The sequence below is a fragment of the Pasteuria ramosa genome, assembly GCF_056496785.1.
The window spans coordinates 566,438-590,000 of the sequence record NZ_CP143099.1 but is presented as its reverse complement, the minus strand read 5'-3'; the positions used below and the strand labels follow the sequence as shown (position 1 = coordinate 590,000).

Annotated in this window: 21 protein-coding genes and 1 tRNA gene (1 of these 22 only partly in view); 10 read left to right on the top strand and 12 right to left on the bottom strand. The window is 28.4% G+C overall.

Annotated elements, in window-relative coordinates:
* Window positions 1-673, bottom strand: partial view of a 4-hydroxy-3-methylbut-2-enyl diphosphate reductase gene (locus tag VS182_RS02650; protein WP_479492711.1) — the 5' portion only. Its footprint begins 284 nt before the window's first position; the window shows 673 of its 957 coding nt (coding positions 1-673); the start codon lies at window positions 671-673; its stop codon lies beyond the left edge, outside the window.
* A 109-nt stretch (window positions 674-782) separates the two neighbouring features.
* Between VS182_RS02650 and VS182_RS02645 the strand changes: the two genes are divergently transcribed.
* Window positions 783-1,364 carry a hypothetical protein gene (locus VS182_RS02645; protein WP_479484961.1) on the top strand — a complete coding sequence of 194 codons (582 nt, stop codon included), beginning with the start codon at window positions 783-785 and terminating at the stop codon, window positions 1,362-1,364.
* A gap of 172 nt (window positions 1,365-1,536) precedes the next feature.
* Here VS182_RS02645 and VS182_RS02640 read toward each other — a convergent pair whose 3' ends face one another.
* Both VS182_RS02640 and VS182_RS02635 read right to left on the bottom strand, forming a co-directional pair.
* Complete coding sequence (locus VS182_RS02640) at window positions 1,537-2,922, bottom strand: tetratricopeptide repeat protein (protein WP_479488847.1); 1,386 nt, start codon at window positions 2,920-2,922, stop codon at window positions 1,537-1,539.
* Between the two features lie 832 nt (window positions 2,923-3,754).
* The gene (locus tag VS182_RS02635; protein WP_479488846.1) at window positions 3,755-4,540 is read right to left on the bottom strand and encodes a DUF4397 domain-containing protein; all 786 of its coding nucleotides are present in this window, start codon (window positions 4,538-4,540) and stop codon (window positions 3,755-3,757) included.
* A 277-nt stretch (window positions 4,541-4,817) separates the two neighbouring features.
* On the opposite strand from VS182_RS02635, the gene VS182_RS02630 reads away from it, so the two are divergent.
* Complete coding sequence (locus VS182_RS02630; RefSeq protein ID WP_479484958.1) at window positions 4,818-5,936, top strand: glycosyltransferase; 1,119 nt, start codon at window positions 4,818-4,820, stop codon at window positions 5,934-5,936.
* A gap of 220 nt (window positions 5,937-6,156) precedes the next feature.
* On the opposite strand, the gene VS182_RS02625 is transcribed toward VS182_RS02630, so the two are convergent.
* From VS182_RS02625 to acpS, 6 genes are all read right to left on the bottom strand, one after another.
* A tRNA-Ala gene (locus VS182_RS02625) sits at window positions 6,157-6,229 on the bottom strand.
* 1,632 nt (window positions 6,230-7,861) lie between these two features.
* A complete protein-coding gene (locus VS182_RS02620; RefSeq protein ID WP_479484957.1) occupies window positions 7,862-8,212 on the bottom strand; it encodes a type II toxin-antitoxin system PemK/MazF family toxin in 351 nt (116 codons plus the stop codon).
* A 5-nt stretch (window positions 8,213-8,217) separates the two neighbouring features.
* Window positions 8,218-8,469 carry a CopG family ribbon-helix-helix protein gene (locus tag VS182_RS02615; RefSeq protein ID WP_479485126.1) on the bottom strand — a complete coding sequence of 84 codons (252 nt, stop codon included), beginning with the start codon at window positions 8,467-8,469 and terminating at the stop codon, window positions 8,218-8,220.
* A 471-nt stretch (window positions 8,470-8,940) separates the two neighbouring features.
* The gene (alr, locus tag VS182_RS02610) at window positions 8,941-10,113 is read right to left on the bottom strand and encodes an alanine racemase (protein ID WP_479484956.1); all 1,173 of its coding nucleotides are present in this window, start codon (window positions 10,111-10,113) and stop codon (window positions 8,941-8,943) included.
* Between the two features lie 466 nt (window positions 10,114-10,579).
* Entirely contained in the window at window positions 10,580-11,632 is a 1,053-nt protein-coding gene (locus VS182_RS02605; protein WP_479484955.1) for a LolA family protein, read from the bottom strand.
* Between the two features lie 186 nt (window positions 11,633-11,818).
* Window positions 11,819-12,271 (bottom strand): holo-ACP synthase, encoded by a 453-nt coding sequence (acpS, locus tag VS182_RS02600; protein WP_479484954.1) that lies wholly within the window; start codon window positions 12,269-12,271, stop codon window positions 11,819-11,821.
* A 647-nt stretch (window positions 12,272-12,918) separates the two neighbouring features.
* Here acpS and VS182_RS02595 point away from each other — a divergent pair.
* The 3 genes from VS182_RS02595 to VS182_RS02585 all read left to right on the top strand — a co-directional run bounded on the left by VS182_RS02595 (window position 12,919) and on the right by VS182_RS02585 (window position 15,453).
* Window positions 12,919-14,190: a transposase gene (locus tag VS182_RS02595; protein WP_479492361.1), complete on the top strand. Its 1,272-nt coding sequence runs from the start codon at window positions 12,919-12,921 to the stop codon at window positions 14,188-14,190.
* A gap of 451 nt (window positions 14,191-14,641) precedes the next feature.
* On the top strand, window positions 14,642-15,031 hold the full coding sequence (locus VS182_RS02590) for a hypothetical protein (protein ID WP_479492710.1): 390 nt from the start codon (window positions 14,642-14,644) through the stop codon (window positions 15,029-15,031).
* 269 nt (window positions 15,032-15,300) lie between these two features.
* A complete protein-coding gene (locus VS182_RS02585; protein WP_479492709.1) occupies window positions 15,301-15,453 on the top strand; it encodes a hypothetical protein in 153 nt (50 codons plus the stop codon).
* Between the two features lie 1,780 nt (window positions 15,454-17,233).
* On the opposite strand, the gene VS182_RS02580 is transcribed toward VS182_RS02585, so the two are convergent.
* The 3 genes from VS182_RS02580 to VS182_RS02570 form a co-directional block, all read right to left on the bottom strand.
* The gene (locus VS182_RS02580) at window positions 17,234-17,599 is read right to left on the bottom strand and encodes a hypothetical protein (RefSeq protein WP_479484952.1); all 366 of its coding nucleotides are present in this window, start codon (window positions 17,597-17,599) and stop codon (window positions 17,234-17,236) included.
* A 21-nt stretch (window positions 17,600-17,620) separates the two neighbouring features.
* Window positions 17,621-17,887 carry a hypothetical protein gene (locus tag VS182_RS02575; protein ID WP_479484951.1) on the bottom strand — a complete coding sequence of 89 codons (267 nt, stop codon included), beginning with the start codon at window positions 17,885-17,887 and terminating at the stop codon, window positions 17,621-17,623.
* Window positions 17,888-17,980: 93 nt separating this feature from the next.
* Window positions 17,981-18,226 (bottom strand): hypothetical protein, encoded by a 246-nt coding sequence (locus VS182_RS02570; protein ID WP_479492708.1) that lies wholly within the window; start codon window positions 18,224-18,226, stop codon window positions 17,981-17,983.
* An 811-nt stretch (window positions 18,227-19,037) separates the two neighbouring features.
* Between VS182_RS02570 and VS182_RS02565 the strand changes: the two genes are divergently transcribed.
* From VS182_RS02565 to VS182_RS02545, 5 genes are all read left to right on the top strand, one after another.
* On the top strand, window positions 19,038-19,499 hold the full coding sequence (locus tag VS182_RS02565) for a hypothetical protein (protein WP_479484950.1): 462 nt from the start codon (window positions 19,038-19,040) through the stop codon (window positions 19,497-19,499).
* A gap of 387 nt (window positions 19,500-19,886) precedes the next feature.
* On the top strand, window positions 19,887-20,609 hold the full coding sequence (dapD, locus tag VS182_RS02560; RefSeq protein WP_479488840.1) for a 2,3,4,5-tetrahydropyridine-2,6-dicarboxylate N-acetyltransferase: 723 nt from the start codon (window positions 19,887-19,889) through the stop codon (window positions 20,607-20,609).
* Window positions 20,610-20,613: 4 nt separating this feature from the next.
* Window positions 20,614-21,852: an aminotransferase class III-fold pyridoxal phosphate-dependent enzyme gene (locus VS182_RS02555; protein WP_479484948.1), complete on the top strand. Its 1,239-nt coding sequence runs from the start codon at window positions 20,614-20,616 to the stop codon at window positions 21,850-21,852.
* A gap of 10 nt (window positions 21,853-21,862) precedes the next feature.
* Window positions 21,863-23,005 (top strand): N-acetyldiaminopimelate deacetylase, encoded by a 1,143-nt coding sequence (locus tag VS182_RS02550; RefSeq protein WP_479488839.1) that lies wholly within the window; start codon window positions 21,863-21,865, stop codon window positions 23,003-23,005.
* Between the two features lie 256 nt (window positions 23,006-23,261).
* Window positions 23,262-23,513: a hypothetical protein gene (locus tag VS182_RS02545; RefSeq protein WP_479484946.1), complete on the top strand. Its 252-nt coding sequence runs from the start codon at window positions 23,262-23,264 to the stop codon at window positions 23,511-23,513.
* The last annotated feature ends 50 nt before the right edge of the window (window positions 23,514-23,563 follow it).

The window sequence follows — 23,563 nt, the reverse complement described above, 5'->3', positions numbered from 1 at the left end:
CTAAAACTAAATCTAAACCCTCAGCTTGATCAGCTACCGCTTCTTGTCTTTGTTGCGTAGCTAAGCAAATTTCATTATGAATTTCAGCATTAGGATATTTGAGTAAGATGGCATCGATTAAACGCTTAGTATCCCATTGGCTCATTGTTGTTTGATTTGTCACCAAAATCGGTGTTGCAGAAGGAAGATGCAACTTCTGTACATCTTCTTCATTCTCTACCAATGTAATACTACCCTCTTCTGCTATACCGATAGCACCCTCGGGTTCAGGATGACCCATCTTACCTATATACAACACATGATATCCCGCTTTTGTTTTATGTTTAATCAATTCATGCGTACGCATAACATCAGGGCATGTAGCATCAACAATATGCAAACCTTTTTTTAAAGCCAACTCACGAACCTGAGGCGATACCCCATGAGCCGTAAAAATAACTGTACCCTTATCTATTTTATCTAAAAGCTGAGCACGATCATTACCATCAAGTGTTTGGACACCCATCTTATATAATGCATCTATAATATGACTATTATGAACAATCATACCTAAAACATGAATAGGATGCGGATACTTTTTATCATTAGCTACCTTTTGCACAAGAACTAAAGCATCAACTACACCATAACAATAACCACGCGGGACAATCGTTACAACATCTATAGTACACATACCATACCCCCAAAATTCATAAAAAATAAAAAATTCCAAAAAAGACACCTAAATAAACCTACAGCCATAATATAAGATGTCTAATAGACTACAAGGAGGAAATAATTAAATGGAAAATAGACCTAAAATACAATCGATGAGCGAAGGGGGCAATTACCATATGCCTGATTCGGTTATGACACCACCTTCACATCATCAAAAAAATGAAAATCATAAAAACCCCTGCATGACCCCTCAATATCCTTTTAATAACATGTATCCTAATGGTTGTTGCATTCCGGTATGTCATTATCACTACAATTGCCATTCGGACCATGACCATGGTCATCACCATAATCACAAAGGACATCATCACCATTGCCACGAAGGATTCCCATTTAAAAATCATTTAGGAATGCCCTGCTCACCAACTTGTGATATGAAATTTCTCAAATTTTTATATTGCCAATTATGTTGTCAGCATAAACACGAAAAACATATGCTGAAGAAATGGATTTGTTACTGCAAAATGAGAAAAAAAAGCCATAAAAACCCATGCATGTCTTATCTACCCTCAAATAACAGTCAATCAGGCTCATGTAAACGTTGTCATAACAATCCCCAAGCTTCTTCTTATCATATACCAGAATCTTCTAGTACTATGCATGCAAATCATCTAACATCTATGGATAGCAGTTCCAGCATGCGATAAAATATCTTTCTAGATAAAATACCAAAAATAAAATTATTTATTTAAATAAATATTATTGCTGAATTATAATTATATTTTTAATACAAATATAAAAAGTGATAAAATAAATCTTTAGAATCGAATTAACAAATCAATGATATATAATACATAAACTGCTAGTTATGATAAAAAATTAAAATTCTTCTTTATATGAGATGTTTTTATTATTACCCTCACTATCACTATCCTCGGACTTATTTACGGAAGATGTTTCGGATAATTTACGTTTTGCTATATACATTTTCTCAATCGTTTGCTTATACTCATCTTCCAGCCCTATTTGCGAAAAACAGTTGGCTAATTCATAGAAGCTTAAAAACAAACTTCCGTGAGTGCCATCTTGTTTAGCGATTTTCACAGATTCACGCAAAAATTGAATAGCCTCCTCAATACGATTCATATTTTGCATAACCTTACCCATTGCTATTAAAGCACGATGTATATAACTTGTATGCCCGATCTTACGCGACCTCTCTAATGAGAGTTGAATAGACGAGCGAGCCATTTCCCATTTTTCAAGTAAAATATATAATTCACCCAGATCAAGATTTATACCCGCTATACATATAGCGCTATCTAGACAATCAGAAAAATCCCGAGCAAACTCAAAACAAGATTCTGCATCACATAAGCGATCTATTTGCATATAAGTTCTACCTAAGATAGTCCATAATTTAAAAGTTTCATAAGATTTCCCGCATCTTACCGCCAATTGAATTCCTTTACGAGCATAACGGATCGCATCATGATGTAACTTCAGCATATTATAAAGCTCAGCTCTTATAGAATACATACTCAATAAAACTTCTTGATCTTGAATTTGATCAATATACTTCCATAAATCAGCCAATGCACAATGCGCTTCATCAAAACGTTCTAATTTTTTCATACAAATAACATGTCTTAATTTCAATTTATATAGAATGTTATCATAATGATTGTTCATATTATGATAGCATTCTAAACCTCTTTTAGTATAAGAAAGAGAATCCTCCCATACATCTTGCTTAGAACGACACTCAGCTAAATATTCAAAACAAGCAGCTTCCAAATTCATTCTCTTAGCCATAGGATCCTGAGAAGATAGTCTAATGGCTTCACTTAGATAACGTTCTGCTTTTTTCCATTCACTAATTTTTACAGAACATAAACCTTTCAGAAAACAAAAAACAGCTTCACACATTGATAAACTGCCATTTTTATGTCTTGTCAGATAAGCTTGAGCTTGCTCAATATTACCTATAGCAATCATTATTTCAATTGATACAACTTTTAATTCCATACTTTCCATTCCTTCAATATCTTGCTCTAACAATTGAGGAATATCAGCTATCTTAATACCCATTTTATTCATCAAATAATTGATCTTGTCACGATTAACATGAGGAACACCACGCTCGATATTACTAATCGTAGCGGTTGAAATCTGATCGTCTGACAAATCTTCTAACCTTAATCCCTGCTCTTTACGTTTTTTACGAATAAACTTACCAACTTCATTTATCTCAAGAACATTCACGCTGCCATCTTCCTTCCATGAGTAAAATTCTGATATTTATAATGATTGTTCGTTATCTGATTGATATTTTAATTCTAAAATTTCAAAGTAATCTCGGGAAGATTTTGCGTAATTTAAATTTATGGATATAAAAATTATTTTATCAGGCATTCGATAAATATATTATATATTATTATCGAAAATCATTAAACATATATTTAAAATAATTGCGATATATTTGAATAAAAAATAAATTAAAAAGAAAATAATCTTCCGAAATATCACAATAAGCTCTTGGTGATAAAAACCAAAAGAAATCCATAAATTAATATCTATACATAAATGAATCTTAATAATAAGTTATGAAAAACAAATTATTTATCAATCTCTAGAAATTAAAAATATATAATTAATCCTAAAGAAATAAAAAATAGCATAAAATAATTCCAAAATACCAAGCTAAGTTCTAAAAATTACCAAAGGTCATAAAATATGGTGTATAAAATGACTTATTTGTTAATAATATGCAAAAAAAGGGCAATTATCAAGAAAAAAAGCGTTAATTGTCTAATATATAAAAGATAAAAAAATAACTTATATCAATCATATGACATAACTCATCCTCTATTAAGAGAATGAGTTATTTGAAATGATATGAAATTTAATAACATAAAAAGCTATTAAATTTCATTTGAGAATTCAAAAACATAAATATACATATCGCTGATTTAATCATAACAAAAAACAGTTCATTTTTGAAGTGTTAACAAAAATAGCAATTATCAAAAAAATAATAATTAGCATAAAAATTAATTATATATAATTAATAAATGAAAATTATATTCTATATTTTCTATGCAACAAAGGTCAGTTTAAAGGGATAACCTTCTGTCATGTTACCTGTCATAACACCTGTAACTGTGTAATTAGGACGCAGCATAACATTAGGCAAAGTGTACAAAACCTTACCTGTACAGCATTCTTGTACAACAAAGCGTAACCTTTTATCTATTGGTAATGTTACATAGGGTGTAATTTGTCCTGGATTAACATTGATCGTAAAACGCTTATCATTCTGAATAGTGATATGTAATGCAGAAATATTTAAAGCAAAATGCGCTAAACGAAGATTCATACACCCCTCAGGAGGTGCACCTAGTTCATCTGCCCCACTCATTCTAATTACGGATCGACAATTACAATAATCTTTATAAATTAAACCTAATGTGTGTATATTTTTACAAACCATAATATGCGTATTTAAAAGATCATCACCTTTAGCATTGTGATTCTTCACCTTAAGCTGATATGATCCATGTTTCAAATTAAAATATGGCGAATAGCCCGCATAAGATAATTTTTTAGCTGTTATTTTGTTATCTATATAGACATCTATTTCATTATAATCAATATCTGGTATGCTATTAAAAAAACGAATATTACCTTCATCTTCTTCTAATAAACGATTAGTTAAATAACTCATTGACACATGGTTTTTTTTATCTTTAGCTTCAACAATAAGGTGTTCTATATAGTTTAAATATTTGTTTTTATAATAATTAGCTTTATTAATACAACCCTTGCTTCTATAATAATCTTCTAATAATTTGATCCAAATAACCTTGTCACTATATTTCAAAAGCAACGCAACCCCCTTTCTCATAAAACAGAAAAAATATCTGTTGCAAACCAATGTTTAATGAATGATATTCATTAAACATATCATTATCATAATAATATACATAATAAATTAAAAAAATAACGAATTTAAAAATAAAAATTAATAATAAAAATTAATAATAAAAATTAATAATAAAAATTAATAATAAAAATTAATTAAAAGATAAAATATCACGAATATATAAATAAATCCATATAATAAATATACTTAACATCATTATATGGAGATGATTAAATTGCCTAAACTCATGCTAGGATTATGCATGATTATCAAAAATGAAGCCGAGAATTTAACAAGATGTTTAAATAGCGTAAAAAACGTTGTAGATGAAATGGTAATTGTCGATACAGGATCTATTGATAATTCAATAGAAATCGCACAAAAACATGGTGCTGATGTATATACAACGACTTGGGAAAACGATTTTTCTAAGGCCAGAAATTATGCCAAAAAAAAAACCAAGAGTACTTGGCTACTTCTATTAGACGCGGATGAACAATTACATGAAGAAGATCAAAATAAATTACGTGATAAAATTATTCAAACTGTAATACCGCAAAAAGATATGGAAGGGGTATTACTACAAGTACATAATCATACAAACCAAAGCTCTAATTCCGGGGTACTAATAAATCGATCTTTACGAATCATACGAAATCGCCCAGAATTTTATTTTGAAGGTCGTATACATGAACAAATTATACCCAGTATTACTAACTTCAACAAAAACGCCTGCTTAGGCGAAACGGATATTCGTATTAATCATTACGGTTATTCCGATCAATATGTTAATCAAAAAGATAAAATTCAACGAAATAAAAGCATCGTTCAAGCATGCTTACAAAATAATCCCTCTGATGCTTTTAATTGGTATAATTTAGGCGTCGAACATTTTCGAAGTTATGAATTTTTGGATTCTTTAGTAGCATTCCGCAAATCATTGCGTCTACAAGAACCTGGAGACCATCAAGGCTACACTACTTTAAGAAAATATGAATTAACAAATTTAATGGTATTACAACAATATGATGAATTGCTTGAAATAATCGAAAAAGTAATACAAGAATTACCTGATTTTACAGACTTATATCATTTAAAATCAGAAGCATTAGAAAATAAAAAACAAAATAAAGAAGCTATTAAAGCACTATTACAAGCTTTGGAAATCGGAGAAGCACCTACAAAATATGTAACTGTCAAAGGAATTGGCTCATATGAAACATGCTATCAATTAGGACGTATTTATGAAAAAATAGAAAATTACAGCAAAGCAAAATTTTATTACAATAAATCAATCTCTATAGAAAAAAACTATCTTCCAGCCTTAAAAGCTTTAGAAGACATGAATGTATAGTTCTTGAATTCTTAATTCAAACATATATAATCCCATAAAAATAGACCATGCAAGAAAATCGCACGAACTATTTTTATGGGATTATTTTTTAAAAATATATTCCAATAAATATAATCACAAATCCAATAAATATAATCAAAAAAAGAACAAAATATACAAAATAAATATATAAAAGAATTTAACACAACGTATAAAATAAAAAAATAAAGATATAAAAATATGGAGCATAGCGGGCTCGAACCGCTGACCTCTACGCTGCCAGCGTAGCGCTCTCCCAACTGAGCTAATGCCCCATTCAAACAAAATATAATCTTCATTATATAATATAAACAAGGAATAGTCAAACATTATAAAAATAAAATGAACGAAAATCAAACAAAGCTATGAAATATAGATACAACACAATTTATTTTTAATGCAAATTAGTATTTTGTCTTATTCAGTGAATGATAAAAAATAAAAAAAGTCATAAATTTTATTATATAAATTAATGCAATCCACCCATGATAAATTTATATATGATTATAATTTTAAAAATTTATAAAGATCTAAAGGGAGAATTAGTAATAAATCAAACTAATACAACACAGAGATTGTCTAAAAACCTCTATAAAGAGCGTTTAAGGACATAATAAAAAACACCAAAAGGTATAGCAATGGCTATTTTTGTATTTAAATTACATCTATTACAAATCTACTATATTAATATTTCAGTACCAGTTGAAAGAATTTTTATTATGATATTGTATTACACTAGGTTATAAATACATAAGAATTATGGGAGCTTTTTATATTAAAAGTACTACTAGGAGCTTGTACACAAACCGACGCAAAGAGATTTTAAGGACTTAATCGAATCAAATAAAATAGTACCCTAAAACCTTTAACATATAACATAATCTAGAGATGTTTCAAAAAGATAGCCCTAGAAAATGTTATATGCAATCTAAGGTGTAAAAAATCATATAAAAAAATAATTCGGATTTACAATCCGTATTCATGATTATTAAATAAATTTAATTAAAAAAATAATTAGATCTTAATGCCATTTATTATATCTTAATTATGATTAATACATAAATTAAACATAATTAAAATATCAAAACATAAAAGAATACTTATTTTGATATTATAGCTAAATTTAAATATAAAATACGGATTTTTGTTGGTAAATTAAATCAAAAATACTCTAAAAAATATTAAAAAAGAAAAAAATACACATACCAATAATTTTAATTTCTGCAAATCTTAAATATATGAAATCGATGAGCCAATAGTTATGATAAAATTTTTTTGATGGCAAAATATCCTAATTAGAATGAATATTTACCTATAAAAAAAACAGAAATAGGCCACTTGTAGAAAAAATAAGACATATAACCGAACGCTAGCTTCGGAAAGGATATTAACATAATATTTCATAGGAAGAGTAAAAAGATGTAAAATTTTTGCTGAAAAATACCACAAAAAAGAAACGGTTTTTCATTATTATTTAATTTTATATCCAATATTTATAATTATGAATAAAATATATAATGTTTTGTCAAAAAATTAAGATAATTAGCATCTTTATTAAGAAGATGCACTGTATATAGTTTTAGTATTGATAAATATTAAAACATCCAAATTAAACACTAATGAAAAATAAACCCTATCTAAAGGTTTTGAAAATTTTTGATATTTTAATTTTATTGATAAATTTCAAAATCATTGTTAACGCTAATATTAGTTTTTAACCTATATGCTATTCAATTACCAGAAAAAACTTAATAAAAAATTAAAAATAACAAACAATAAGTAAATTAAACGTGTACGATATTGCAATTGTAACAGATATGTTTCTAATTACAGAAACATCCACTGTCCCCTAGAAAAAACACATATAGATAATTTATTAACAAAACAAATTCTGAATTGACCAAAAATTAAAAATCAATCAGTCCCAAACTAATTTGAAGTGATTCGCTAACTAAATCCATCATTTCATCATCCAAATGAGTAATTTTATCAGTTAAACGTTGCTTATCTAGAGTACGAATCTGCTCTAATAAAATCACGGAATCACGATCCAAACCACAAGACTCCGCTTTAATCTCGACATGTGTAGGTAATTTTGCTTTTTGGATTTGAGCTGTAATAGCAGCAACCACAACAGTAGGACTAAAGCGATTCCCTATATCATTTTGGATAATCAAAACAGGTCGCACACCACCTTGTTCGGATCCAACCACAGGGGACAGATCTGCAAAATATACATCGCCACGCTTTACAATCAAGACCTTTACACCCCGCTCACCAAACGATCCAATGTTCCTTCCGCTTCTTCCTCAGCTAAAAATGCTTCTGCCGATAAACTAAGGTTAATACGGGCCATTTCCATATAGCCACGCTGCATCATTTCACGAATACGACGCTTTTTACAATCCTGAATATACATCTTCATAGCTTTTCGAATAAATTCACTACGATTGGATTTATCTCTTTGCACCATACAATCCACCTCTTGTAGAAGATTCATAGGCAAACTAATCATAATCCTCTTTGTATCGGACAATGGATGCACCCCCAACCCAGCATAACATACGGCTATCCTTGTCTATATTAGCAGCTATTTTAAAATTAAGTACCAAAACATACATACGAACTATTTACACTATATGCTCAGGTCAATTGATAGGATCCATCTAAAAATAGAACAAAGTAACTGATTGCATTTTAACAGCTAAAAATAACCTCCGGAAGATATAAAAAATAAATCCATCTAACTAATATCTCATATATTATAACACAATGGAACAAAATTTTGGATAAATGCATTCATGAGAAAGGGGAATTAATTATAAAATCAAAAAAATATGGAATGAAAAGATAAAAAAATAATAAATGGACTAAACAAACTTATGATTTCCAGTATGTCATAAAAAATAAAAATCAAAAAGATTAATATTAATAATTATAAATATTATTTATAATGATACAATGTATTACGGTTGAAATAAATAAGTTAATATAAAACATTATTTTCCAAAGCAACCACTTCTTTACCACATATATATTCCCGGGGAACACGTTTACTTATAGAACATAATAATTCATACGGAATAGTCCCTAATTTTTCGGCAACATCTTCAATAGCTAAAACATCATCTCCCTGCTGTCCATAAATAACCACATCTTCACCAACCGAAACAGGTAAAATGTCTTTAACATTTACCATGATTTGATCCATACAAGCAAAACCCACAATAGGTACCCTCTGGTTTTTAATCAAAACATGCCCATCACAAAAAGCAATATCTCTACGTATACCATCAGCGTATCCAATTGGTACCGTCGCTACCCATTCACTACCATCAGATATATAATGGCACCCATAACCGATACTCATACCTGCTGGTAAATGACGCACCGTTGTAACCTTAGAATGAAGTTTCAAAGCAGGCTTGAGAGATATACCTATTCCTTTTAAAAATGCTCCGGGGAAAATACCATATATACCCAGTCCTATACGAACTAATGAACGAAAAGGAACAAGCTCAGGACGTAAAACACCCGCTGTATTTGATACATGTATTATAGGAATTTCAAAACCATGATCTTTTAAATCTTTAACAAATTTATCCAAAATTGATAATTGTTTTTTCAAATACGAATCATCTAAAATATCCGCTGTAGCCAGATGTGTCATAATACCAGTAATATTCAACCAACGACTCATTTGACAATGCCTAAAAGCTAAAATAGCATCTTCTGGCAGGAAACCCAAACGCCCAACACCAGTATCAACTTTCAAATGAACTTCCAAAGGTATTCTTAAAACAGAAGCTGTCTTCTCCATTTCTAAAAGATTAGAAAAAGAAACCACCGTCAAAATCAATCTCTGCTGTATAGCATAAGGAATTGAACGCAAAGGAACATAACCAAGAACTTGTATAGGCGCTTCGATACCAACATAACGCAAAATACGCGCTTCATCTAAAATAGCTACCCCTAAAATATTAACACCCGATAAAAGAGCTGCTCTGGAAACCTGTACAATGCCATGCCCATAAGCATCAGCTTTAACTACAGCCATAATTAACCCATCATTAGGTAAAAGTTGCTTTATCTGCAAAATGTTATGCATGATAGCATCTAAATCAATCACGGCCTTTGTATCGCGATCATAATCATCCATAATATTAATCCCCCCACCCAGGACAAAAGTTGAATTAGAGACAGTAATGAGATCAATAAAATTACCTATGTGAGCATATTACAACAAAAACCACAGAAATGGCTATTAAATATGCAAATAAATTTTCTAAATAAGTATCTCGAGAAAAAATAAAAAATCAATAAATTATAAATACCAAATCTACACAAATAATGCATAATGATTATAATTTTTGTTATAAAATATGATTATGAATTAAAAAATAACATATAATATCATTATATTATTAATTTGAAAAAATATATAAATAATAGGCATTAAACAAAGATAATACCCATTATTTATATATCGAGGTATTATTTATTTTTATTAATAATGTTATATTTTAATTTTTCGCTAAAAATGATATTCGTATTTTCTTTATTAATTATATGCAATATGATTAATATAATATAATTAATAATAAATAAATTAATTCATATATAGTTTATTCCGGAATTCCCTTAGCTATAAGCTGCAAATCAGTTATTGGCAACATACCATATAAATCATATATAGTACCATTGTCTATCCATGTTAAACGATTATAGTTACCTTTTTTAGAACTAATACCTATAGATGATCTTAAAGGAAATAAAATATCACCATCTTCAATCAATAAATCACGGGTAAAAAATAATGGCTTATATTTAAGCAATGTAAAAGGTCGATGGTCTGTAGAACGTATAACCGATATAGGACCCCATATAGTGTTAATTTCTTTCTCTGATAAAGATAGATAATTCCTATATAATACTTTTGTAATATCTTTATCATCAAAAGCAGTTTGTTCAGGCGATGGTTTTTCTTTTTTAAGAATATAATAATCTTTATCAAAAGCTGATTTATCAAAATCAAAACCCTCTTGAAAAGATTCTATGTCTACCTTTAAACGAATTTGTTGACGAGCATCACGAACCTCTATTTTCTTAGGTTGCAATTCCTTATCCAGCCAAATTTTTTGTCTCGTTAAATAAGGAAAAACAGGATAACTAGCTTTAACATCAAATACATAATCATTTTCATCAGACTGGAAAATCCTATTATTATCTTCAATAATACTTTTTAAAATTGTTTCATAAAGATAAACTTGACCTTGACTACGTGGCCAATCATTCTGAAAGCGAAAAAACTGTTTAAGTTCTGGCGTTAAAATAAAAACACCTTCCCTATTACGTAAAACTACTTGAAAAATACCACGACTTCTATTTTTTAAAATTACACGATAAAAAGAAGGTTTTTGATGCCAAACTTCAATATCATAAATTAAAGGATCATAATCAGTATAAATAGTCATCTTTCCAGAAAGTTTGTAAGTATGCAGAGATGTTTGACGGCCCAATAATACACTTAAAATATCTTTTTCATTTTTCGTCATACAGCCCGTAAGAAAAATAGAAAATAATAAAAAACAAACAAAAAAACAAACAAACTTATACAACCTTTTCTGAAAAAACAAGGTGATTTTTAACCATAGATGGTACTTATAATCAAATGTCAACTTAAACCTCCTCTTTTGTCAAAAATAAAACAACTGAGATAAAAACACGTCTACATACTAAATAGCTACGTTTGAACAACAGCAATTATGAAAAAGAGGAATTAATAACAAATATCTAAACTTAATACACATACATATTATCAACTAAAAACATAACCTCCCAAATCTTTAAAAAAACTGAAAAAATTATGTATAAACAACCGCCACCGCAGCAGCAGTATCTCTCGTATGTGTAATAGATAAATTAATTTTTATATTTACATCAATATCATCACGCATATTATAATCATTCAATATGTGAGATCTATCGTCAAAATTCATACGCGCTAAAACAGGATAATGTTCCCAAACATTCATCACAGCACGCTGACTCAAAATCACCCTAGGTGCCCCTGATAAATCAGCTATAACCTCTATATCCAAAAAACGTAATCTAGATGATATACCCATACCAAATGCTTTAGCCACAGCTTCTTTAGCAGAAAAACGCCCAGAAATATACTCTAATAGACGCTGATGATTAGCAGCAGGTATTTTGCTAAATTCAAGTTCTGTGAAAATTTTACGCGCCAAACGAAGCGGACCAATTTTAGCAATACGGGATATTTCAATTAAATCCAACCCTAAACCTAATATCAAAAAAATCCCCCCTAATGAAATGAAAAAATGATCTTAAAAAAATGATATTAAAATGAAGTAACTTCACCGGCTAAAAAAATAAAATATAAATTATTAATAACAAAACAAAATTAATAAAACGTCATAATATTTGAAAAAATAGACATTCATCGATCCTATGTGCAAAATGTAAGTTACATAAAAAAACACCACAAGAGGATAAAGAATGTCTATCAATTATAAATTAAAAAATAAATCTCATTTGGTCAAATTTTTTAATAAATTGGATTTAAATTCCCGATTTTCTTAACCTGTGTTGAACAAGATTGTGAATATTATGGATAATATATTGTATCAAAACTTTAACAAAAATTTTTCCGATATTAATAAAAAAGCTTTTATAATAGGTGTTGTTAAACTATAAGTCATAAGATGGCCAATTATAAATAGAATGAAAAGAAACTCGTTAAAATAGCAAAAGATATTTCTTACTGTACATGCAAAAAAAGCAAAAAAATGTAAATTATTAATAAAAACAAGAAAATGTTATGGTATTTCCAAAGTTTACAATATATTATATTTTAATATTTTACAAACAAAAATAGACATTCCTCTATCACCTGTGTAGAATGTAAGTGTTAAGCAAACACACAACAGGGGGATAGCGAATGTCTATTAATTGTAGGTTAACAAATAAATCTCATTTGGTCAAATTTTTTCGTAAATTGGGGTTAATATCCCAATTTACTTCATCTGTTTTTAATCATATTTTGCAAATTATTGATGGTATGTTGTCACAAAACTTTAACGGAACTTTGTCAGATATTCATAAAAAAAGCTTTTATAACAGGTGCCGACAAACGATAAGCCATATGATGACTAATTCAAAATGGGATGAAAAAATACTTAGTGACGCCATTAAAAATGTTTCTTATGAAGAAGTTATCCATCAAGCTAAGAGAAAAAATAAACCTTACTTTCTTATAATTGACGATACAGTATGCCATAAGACAAAGCCATCATCATTAGCTGAACACCCTATACAAGCAGCAGGTTACCATTATTCTAATCTAGATAAAAGAAGTGTATATGGTCATTCTATTGTTCAAGCTATGTTACATACAGATGGTTTAAGCTATCCTATAGAAGTTACACGTGCTAATAAAACAGAAAGTAATAAAATGGATACTGCTTGCGATATCATATCTAGTGCTCCTGAGCCAGATCACAAAGCATATGTTTGTGTAGATTCTTGGTATATTTCAAAAAAGATCATCGAAACAAGCTTAAAAAAAGGATTTCATTTTATAGGTGCATTAAGAATCGATATTGTTATTTGTCCTTTAGGCATTAAAAATCAAATAAAAATGTTTTTAAATTTTATAAAAAATAAAGATACAAAAGTTGTTACCATTAAAAAACAAAAGTATCGTGTTTATAGATATGAAGGTAATCTTAATTTTATTGACAATGCAGTTGTCCTTATTTGTCTTAAGGAAGGTCAAGATATATCTAAAGCAAAAGCTTTTATTTGCACAGATATGGAGCTAAGTAATGAAGAAATTCTAAATTATTATTCGAAAAGATGGGAAATCGAAACCTATTTTAGAACAGCTAAAAATTATCTTGCTTTACAAGGATACCAAGTCAGATCAAGCAAATCTTTAGATAGATACTTAATTTTACAAATGTTTGTAGCAATGTATTGTATACATACAGGTAATGGTAATCTCCTAAAGGGATTACGTAAATATCAGGCTAAAAAAGAAGCTGATCGAATAGAAGATATGATTGATATATTAATTTCATCCCTTAAAGAGGTAATATCATATTTAGATGTTCCTACGCATATATCTGTGAAGCTTATTTTATCACGTGCCAAAAAAGGATTAAGAGCAGCACTAAGGTCCTACTGTTATCAATTTAAAGAGGTAGCCTAAATCTGCAAATGCAATTAAAAAGGATAAATATGGTAAAAACCTAAAAAAGCTAGGTTTGTTTTTTGACCATTTATAAATATAATTAAATTTATTATAACAATACAAATATATAAATTCTCTTTTTAGATTAATTAAACATAAGGATGCTAAATTACTCTAAAAATAAAAACGATCTTTTGTATAAACAAATAATGTTCAAACTTAGATTATAATAAACTTTTCAAGTTAATTTTTGAAAATCAAAAATTATGGCCTATTTTTTTTGGCAAGTACAGTTCTTATAACTGTACATGCAAAAAATGTAAATCATTAATAAAAATAATAAAATGTTATTGTATTTCCAAAGTTTAAAATATATTATATTTTAAGATTTTACAAACAAAAATAGACATTCCTCTATTACCTGTGCAGAATATAAGTGTCCTAACAAAACACAACAGGAGGATAAAGAATGTCTATTAATTGTAGGTTACCAAATAAATCTCATTTGGTCAATTTTTTTCGTAAATTGGGGTTAATATCCCAATTTACTTCATCTGTTTTTAATCATATTTTGCAGATTATTGATGGTATGTTGTCACAAAACTTTAACGGAACTTTGTCAGATATTCATAAAAAAAGCTTTTATAACAGGTGCCGACAAACGATAAGCCATATGATGACTAATTCAAAATGGGATGAAAAAATACTTAGTGACGCCATTAAAAATGTTTCTTATGAAGAAGTTATCCATCAAGCTAAGAGAAAAAATAAACCTTACTTTCTTATAATTGACGATACAGTATGCCATAAGACAAAGCCATCATCAGCAGCTGAATACCATATACAAGCAGCGGGTTAGCATTATTCTAATCTAGATAAAAGAAGTGTATATGGTCATTCTATTGTTCAAGCTATGTTACATACAGATGGATAATTGAAAAAAATTTTAGAACAGCTAAAAATAATCTTGCTTTGCAAAGATATCAAGTCAGATCAAACAGATATTTAGATCGATAATTAATTTTACAGTTTTTTTTAGCAATGTATTGTATATCTACAGGTGATGATAATCTTCTAAAGAGATTACGTAAATATCAGGCTAAAAAAGAAGCTGACTAACTAGAAGATATGATTGATATATTCATCTCATACTTGAAAGAAATAATATCATATTTAGATATTCCTACTAATATATCTGTAAAGCTTATTTTATCACGTGACAAAAAAGAATTAAGAGCTGCAATAAGATCCTACTGTTATCAATTTAAAGAGGTAGCATAAATATAAAAATACAATTAAAAAGGCCAGGTTTGTTTGCTGGAAATCCATAAATATAATTAGATTTATTATAACAATAAAAATATATAAATTCTCTTTTTAGAGTAATTAAACATAAAGCTGCTAAATTAATATAAAAATAAAAACGCTCTTTTGTATAAGAAAATAATGTTCCAACTGAGATTATCATAAACTTTTTAAGTTAATTTTTGAAAATAAAAAATTATGGCCTATTTTTTGTGGCAAGTACAGTTATAACCAATAAATGTGCGAATCTTTAAAAAGCGTTAAATCATATTCCCTACCAGATGAAAAATTTGTGTAGCAAATCAAAGTTGTTTCAGCAAAAATTAAAAGTAAAGATTTCATTGTTGGGTATTTTTGATTCCAGATCCATATTTTTTATTATCTTTTTTGTCTTTCCAATATCAATTCCGTACAACCTAAGAGAAGCAAACCAAATGTTAAAACTAGAAAATATGCAAACTAATTTATCTAATATCTTTTGGATAATAATTTTTTAGCAATAACTTGTATCTTTTATATAATGGTATTAAAATTAATTTTACTAATAAAAAAAATTCATAAAATCATTCTATCAGTAAATCAGATAGAAAATTATGGGAAAATAAATATAATCGATTTCCGAGGTCGAGGATATTTGGTCTCACATCCTTTTGTGGTTAATCTATTTTTCTAACTCTCTCAACTATTCTTAATGAGATGATTTTATCTATAAAATATATAAAATATATAAAATATATTAATTTATCTGGATATAATTATGCTATCTTTTTTTAATTAAATATTTAAGTGTTTAAATTTATATTTATAAATACATGTTTAATCGTATCTTTTAAATATTAAACTCTATTCTAATATATATTAAAAAACACAATATAAATATAATATTGCGTTTTTTAATATATATTGATATTTAAATTTAAAAACAATTAGCCATAGATAAAATAATTTTAGCATTAATTTATTTTTTAGAATAAAATGAAAACTATTAATAAAATATATGTATCTTATATAATAATTATTAACATTAGAATAATTACAACATTATTATTTGCATATCTTAAAAATATGCAAAATATACATATTTATTTTTAATTTTTTTTATAACATTTTAAAATTAACAATAAAGATAATCCCGGTTTCCCGAACTAATAGCCTATGAGCTTTTTCAATAACCCATATTAAATAGTGTTTAAAAACCTAATTTAATGCATAAAAAGCTATTATAATGGCTATTTTTGTGTTTAAATTACACCATTAGTAATTGGCTATATTAATATTTCTGGACAAGCGGCTATATTAGTCTTTAATGAAAAGTACATGGTAAAAAGGTTAGGTTTGTGAACATATTAAAATATAATAAAATATAATAAAATTTATCATTATAATACAAATATAAGTTTATTTTAATTAAGCATAAAGTTGCTAAATTACAAGGAAAATACAAATCATATTTTGTCGAAAAAATAATACTCAAAAATAGATTATAATAAACTTTTTAAATTCATTTTTAGAAAAAAATTATATCATTAATTTTTTTCTCAAGTCCGACAATAATATAAAAGATTTCTGGAATTAATTTGTCATCAGAAATTGTACCCGAATTATGCTAAGAAAGATATTTATAGAGTTGATTAAGTTAATCAATCACTTGTTTATAACTCAACCTTTGATCAGCGGTCCTTTCTTTAATTGCCTTTATAAGCTTATTATACAAATGATCATAATCAATACTATCGATATGACTTACTGCCTCAGATCATTTTTTCGATTGATCAGCAGAAGTCAATGTATCTGATTCCTTATTTAATATCGCTGCTAGCATTAAAAATATTGGTGTATCAGTATCTGATGCTGTTGGTGGTGCTGATGGTGGTGCTGATGGTGCTGGTGGTCGTTTTGATAATAATATTTTATCTATTTCTGATGTTTGGGTATCAATATCTTTTATCAATTTTCTCCAATCGTCTATCGAAATGATATCATTAACTACACCTTTCCAGTTCAGTTGATGTAGATGTGATGTTTTCTGATCATCTTGAAGCAATATATTTTCTGGTTTTTCTATATGTCTTCTATATTCTGTTAATAAGTTATCGTATTTTTGGGTTTGATCATGATTCAAAAGTTTCGATGTCTTTAAATCCTAAATTTTGTTTTTAAATGCTTCGAAGTGTCCCTTGTATGTATCGAAATTATCTTTTAAATCCAGAAATAATGCATAATGCAAAAGATTCTCTTTCGTAGCTTTCGATCGTGTATACCATCTCTCGTCTAAGCTTTGTTCAACATCATAATCTTTATTATCATAAACTGGTGCTGGTGGTAGTCGTGATATTATTGATATTTCATGCTCCGGAATCTTTGCATCAAATTCTAACAAAACTTTATGAAAAAAATACGGAGTTTCCAATGATATAGATTTATGTGATTCTTTATTATAATTTAGAAGCCCAATCTCTTTTATTTTGTCTATAGGTACTCTATATCCTTTTAATAATTTATCTCATTGGTCGGTTTCATCTATAGACAATTGGTTTTTGTTCTTGAAATCCTTAATATGGTTTTCAAATGATCTAAATTTTCCATCATATGCTCGGAAATAGATGTCTACATATTCAAATGCGTTATAATAAAAAAGATGGATTTGTGTATCTTGAGGTAGTGAACTCAATCTCTGGTCTAATGTTTTAACTGATTCAACACCTTGACCCAAAGATGTATCAGCGATTGTACAAAAAGCACTTCCCATATAAGAAAAAGTGAAGGAAGTAAGATTTTTTTAAGTTGTTTTGCATCTTCATATATTGCAATGATGGCACCCCTAACATGATATTTTATATGAATATAATAATTTTCATAATTAATAAATATTTTTTTAATAAATTTAAATAATAGAGCAATTATAACAAAAAAAGACATTAACTCCTACCTCTATGATAAAAAAATATAATTAATGTATAATTTATACATATAAATCAACCATAAATATCCGTATAGCCGATTAGTAATGGTCTAATTTAATGCACAAAAATAGCCATTATCATAGCTTTTAGTGCCTTTTATTAAACCATTAAACTCTCTTCACATTGATTCTTGGAAAAGTCCATTATAAGAGCTTTTAGTACATTCAATTATGGACTTGTCCAGAAATATTAATATAGCAGATTAGTAATTAGGTTCTTAAAACTCTCTTTAGATTATTTTGTTGGACAAGCTACTAAAACTGCATTTTAAGATGAATCAAACAATGATCTAAATGATTATCAAAATAAAATTTGTTTATATATTAAGACATAAAAATAGATTATATATCTTATAAACTAAAAATAGTTCTAAAAATAAATCAATAAATTGAATAGCTATATTTATTGATTTTTAGATGATTCAAAATATATATGTCGCAATTTTATTGATTAGAATAAAATTAATTGCTAATAAAAATAAACAAATTAAAAATAAAAATATATAATTATATAAAATTAATTAATAAAAATCATCTTGCTTAAATACTAAAATAAAAGGTAAAATGAATTAAATCATGTAAAGGAGCTAAACAAAATATGAATATGCAACCATGGTATGTTTTTTTTCATGTGCTTTCTGTTGTAATATGGTTAGGTGGATCATTAGCGTTATTACTATTTATAAGTAAGTCGTTAAAAATAGATGATAAAAGCAGCCAATTAAAAGCATTCAATCAAATACATAATTGGAATATCACTATATATCTACCCATAGGGTTATTAACATTAATCAGCGGCCTGAAACTTTGGTCAAATTGGTTAGGGGAAGCAAAACCTGGATGGTTACTTGTAAAAGAACGTTTTGGTGCACCATTTCTAATCATTATGATCATATTAATATTTGTTTTAGGAAAAAAATGGCTTAAAATTTTAAACCAAGATAATACAGATACGGGTAAATATCTATGCAAATATCGTACATTGATGTCAATATCAGTCATAGGTATGTTAGTATTATTTTATGTTGGTGAAATAAAATCAATATTACCCCTTGGTTAATTTTTAGATTAATTTAAATATTTATCAAAATTGGTGATTTTTCAATTTATTTAATCTTAAGAATGAATGATTATTAATCCTGGAAAATAAATATACAGTAAATACAACCAAATAAAAATTATCATAAATCCCCTATGAGGGATTTATTTATTTTAAAATGACTAAAATAATAAAAATAAATATCTCTGATTAAAACATTTTGAAACCACTAAGATAAAATTAAAATGAAACCATTATTGCATTAATCGAGTTATATCTTAAGAGACAAAAATATATAAAAAGATATCTAAGCAAGACAAAAATAAGAACAACTCAAAAATTTTTGCGAATTTTGAAAAAACCGAAAATTTCTAAGGTGAAATTTAAATTAAGGAGAAGTATTTAAATATGAAAAATAAAAATTCCTCAAATCATGACCAGGAGTTAATCTCTATTATAAAGAACAGTCCAAAAAAAACACCTGTCAAAATAACATTGTCCGGTAAAATAGATAAAATTGACTTTGGGAAAAGCAAAGTATTCCGCTTCAATCAAACAGCTATTATTTTTGGTGATTGGCAAGAGCTAGAACATATTATTAAGAACCATAAAAATGATATAGAAGAATTAGAAATAGAGCAAGACCGCCGATTATCGGCTATACCTCTGCTAGACCTACTATCTATCGAAGCCAGAATTGAACCAGGTGCTATTATTAGAAACAATGTTGAAATAGGTAAACAAGCAGTAATTATGATGGGGGCTGTTATTAATATCGGAGCTTGTATTGGTGAAAAAACCATGATTGATATGAATGTCGTCATCGGAGGCAGAGCACAAATAGGTAAAAACTGTCATATAGGAGCAGGTGCTGTGATAGCAGGTGTAATCGAACCACCTTCAGAAAATTCTGTAGTTATTGAAGATAATGTTTTAATCGGAGCTAATGCAGTAGTGTTAGAAGGTATAAATATCAAAAAAGGCGCTATTGTAGCAGCAGGTTCTGTTGTAACAAAGGACGTCGAAGAAAATATGGTCGTAGGAGGAATTCCTGCTAAGGTTTTAAAGAAAAAAGATAAGTTTACAGAAGCTAAAACGGCCATCATTGATGCCTTAAGGGAGTTAGAATAGTTATATGTCTGATAATCTTTTCTGGTTAGATTTAGACCAAAAATATATTATGAATACATTTAAACGCTATCCAATTGCTGTTGAAAAAATAGAAGGCCACTATATAATTGATGTGCAAGGTAAAAAATATTTAGATTTAGTAACAGGATTAGGCGTAAATATGTTTGGTTATTTAAATGGAAAGCTTAATGAAACAATCCAAAAACAAATAAAAGCTTTTTTACACACTTCAAACTTAATTATGAACCCTCATTCCATAAATTTAGCAAAAAAATTAGTAGAAGCTTCCTTTCCAGATAAAAAAGGTAAGGTCTTTTTCACGACATCAGGTACCGAAGCAACAGAAGCAGCTTTGAAAATTATTCACCGTTTTCATAACCAAAAACAAGATAGTAACCACAAAGATAAAAGCTGCATCGCTGTAATAAAAAAAGCCTTTCATGGACGCACATCAGGTGCCTTTTCTTTAGCTCCTTATCCAAAAAAAAATTATTATCCAAGTCTACCATTTAAAATTTTTAAATTACCATTAGAAGATATACTATACGCTAAAAATATTTTAGAAAAAGAAAAACCGATCGCTATATTTATGGAACCTATCTTAGGGTCTGGAGGCATATTAACTTTATCAAAATCATATATGAAAAATTTAAATCGTATAGCCCAAGCAAATAATATAACGATTGTCTTAGATGAGATACAAACAGGAATGGGCCGTACAGGATACTTATTCGGACATCAATATGCGGGTATCGTACCTGATTTAATACTTTTTGGCAAAGGTATCGGGGGCGGTTTACCATTGGGTGGTGTCATAGCGAATGATACTTATAGTGATATACTCAATCAAGGGGACCATGGATCAACATTTGCTCCCTCACCACTCGCTGTAGCCCTAGGTGAAACCATTATGGATCTATTGTTAAAAGAAAATTCTGCAATGCTGTTGAGTATCAGAAAAAAAGCACATATAATGACAAAAAAATTAAGAACAGTCTTACAACCATATTATAAATCTCTAAATCTAAAAGTACGCGGAAGAGGATTAATGTTAGGTATATGGGGCGATAGTTTAGAAAGGATAGCACAAAATATACAAAAACAACTACTAGCTAATGGCTTTTTAATTAATATAACAGGCAAAAATATTTTGCGCCTACTACCACCTTTAACCCTTCAAGAAAATGAATGGGACATGTTTTTAGAAGCACTTGATAAGTGTTTAAAAAAAAATCTAAAATAAAATTAAAGAGGTGATTATTATAAAATATATTTCTATACGCCGAAGTTTACATGAAATCCCTGAAATCGGCTTCGCTGAGCATAAAACACAAGAAAAATTGTTAGCTTTGTTAGCCACACTCCCTCAAGAAAAAATAAAAATCGAAAAATGGCGTACCGGAATATTCGTACACCTAAAAGGAACAGATACTAAAAAACCAAATAAAATGTTCGCTTTCAGAGCAGATATGGACGGACTACCTATAGAGGAAAAAACAAACTTACCCTTTATGTCCAAACATAAAAACTATATGCATGCATGCGGCCATGATCTCCATATGACAATTGCATATGGTGTGCTAGATAAATTAATTAAAAAACCCATCAAAGAAGATGTATTATTTATTTTTCAACCAGCAGAAGAAGGCCCTGGCGGTGCACAGCTAATGTGCGAAAGCGAATTATACACATCTTTTAAACCTGACAAAATTTTAGCTTTACATGTTGCTCCAAAATATCCTGTAGGTTTTGTCGCCACTAAGCCTGATATTATTTTCGCTCATACCCAAGAGTTTAGTATAAAATTATACGGAAATAGCAGCCACGCATCTGAACCGCAACTAGGGAATGATATGGTACTCGCTATATCAGCTTTAACGAAAGACATAATGACCATTATATCCCGAAATGTTGATCCCAAAGATATAGCAACCATATGCATCGGCAAATTATCCGCTGGAACAAAACAAAATATTATTGCAGACCAAGCTATTTTAGAAGGAACTATCCGAAGTTTAAAAAAAGATGTATTAACAAAAATAAAAGAACGCATATCAGCCATAACAAATGGAACACAAACAGCATTTAACTGCAAAGCAAAATTATCTTTTGGTGCAGGATATACATGCGTAAAAAATGATTCTGATTTAGTCCATATATTCCAAAAATATATAACAGAAGAAAACAAATATAAATTTACACTATGTGAAGCCGAGCTTGCAGGCGAAGATTTCGGCTATTTTTTAAATAAAACACAAGGATTTATGTTTTGGTTAGGTGTCAATAGCCCTTATCCATTACATCATCCTATGTTTAATCCTTGCGAAAAAGCAATATCTACAGGAATAGATATTGTATTTAAATTTTTACATTATCTTTCAATGGAAAAAAAATAACTGCTTAATAATAAAAATAAGGTATCTAAACTACATATAGTTCAAAGTAATTATTTATTTCAATAGAAAAACGTATAATAAATCAAATATGTTAATACATAAAGTAAGAAAAAAAAGAAATTAAAAGCACAAAATATATAAATTATCACAAAAAACTTTAGATATAACAGATATAAATCTAATGAAAATCAAGTTTAAACATGTAACTTTTGATCTGATTAAGCAATAGTTACTGAATTATTGTGGGTGAAAATTAATGAATTATTCATATAACTATAACTTTGATCACTATAACTTTGATCACTATCTCAAAAAATATACATTATGCCATTGCAGAAAAAGAAAAAAATGCTGTAAAATTAAATATCAAACAGACAAAAAAGGACCTACTGGTCCTACAGGTCCTGATGGCACAGGTCAAAATGGATCCACTGGTCCAACAGGAACAACAGGTATAACTGGTTACAGGTCCCTTAGCAACAATACCTTCTTCAGCTGGTACTTTTAGCTTTATACCTACGAAAAATATAACTTTATCCGCCCAAGATACCGTTACAC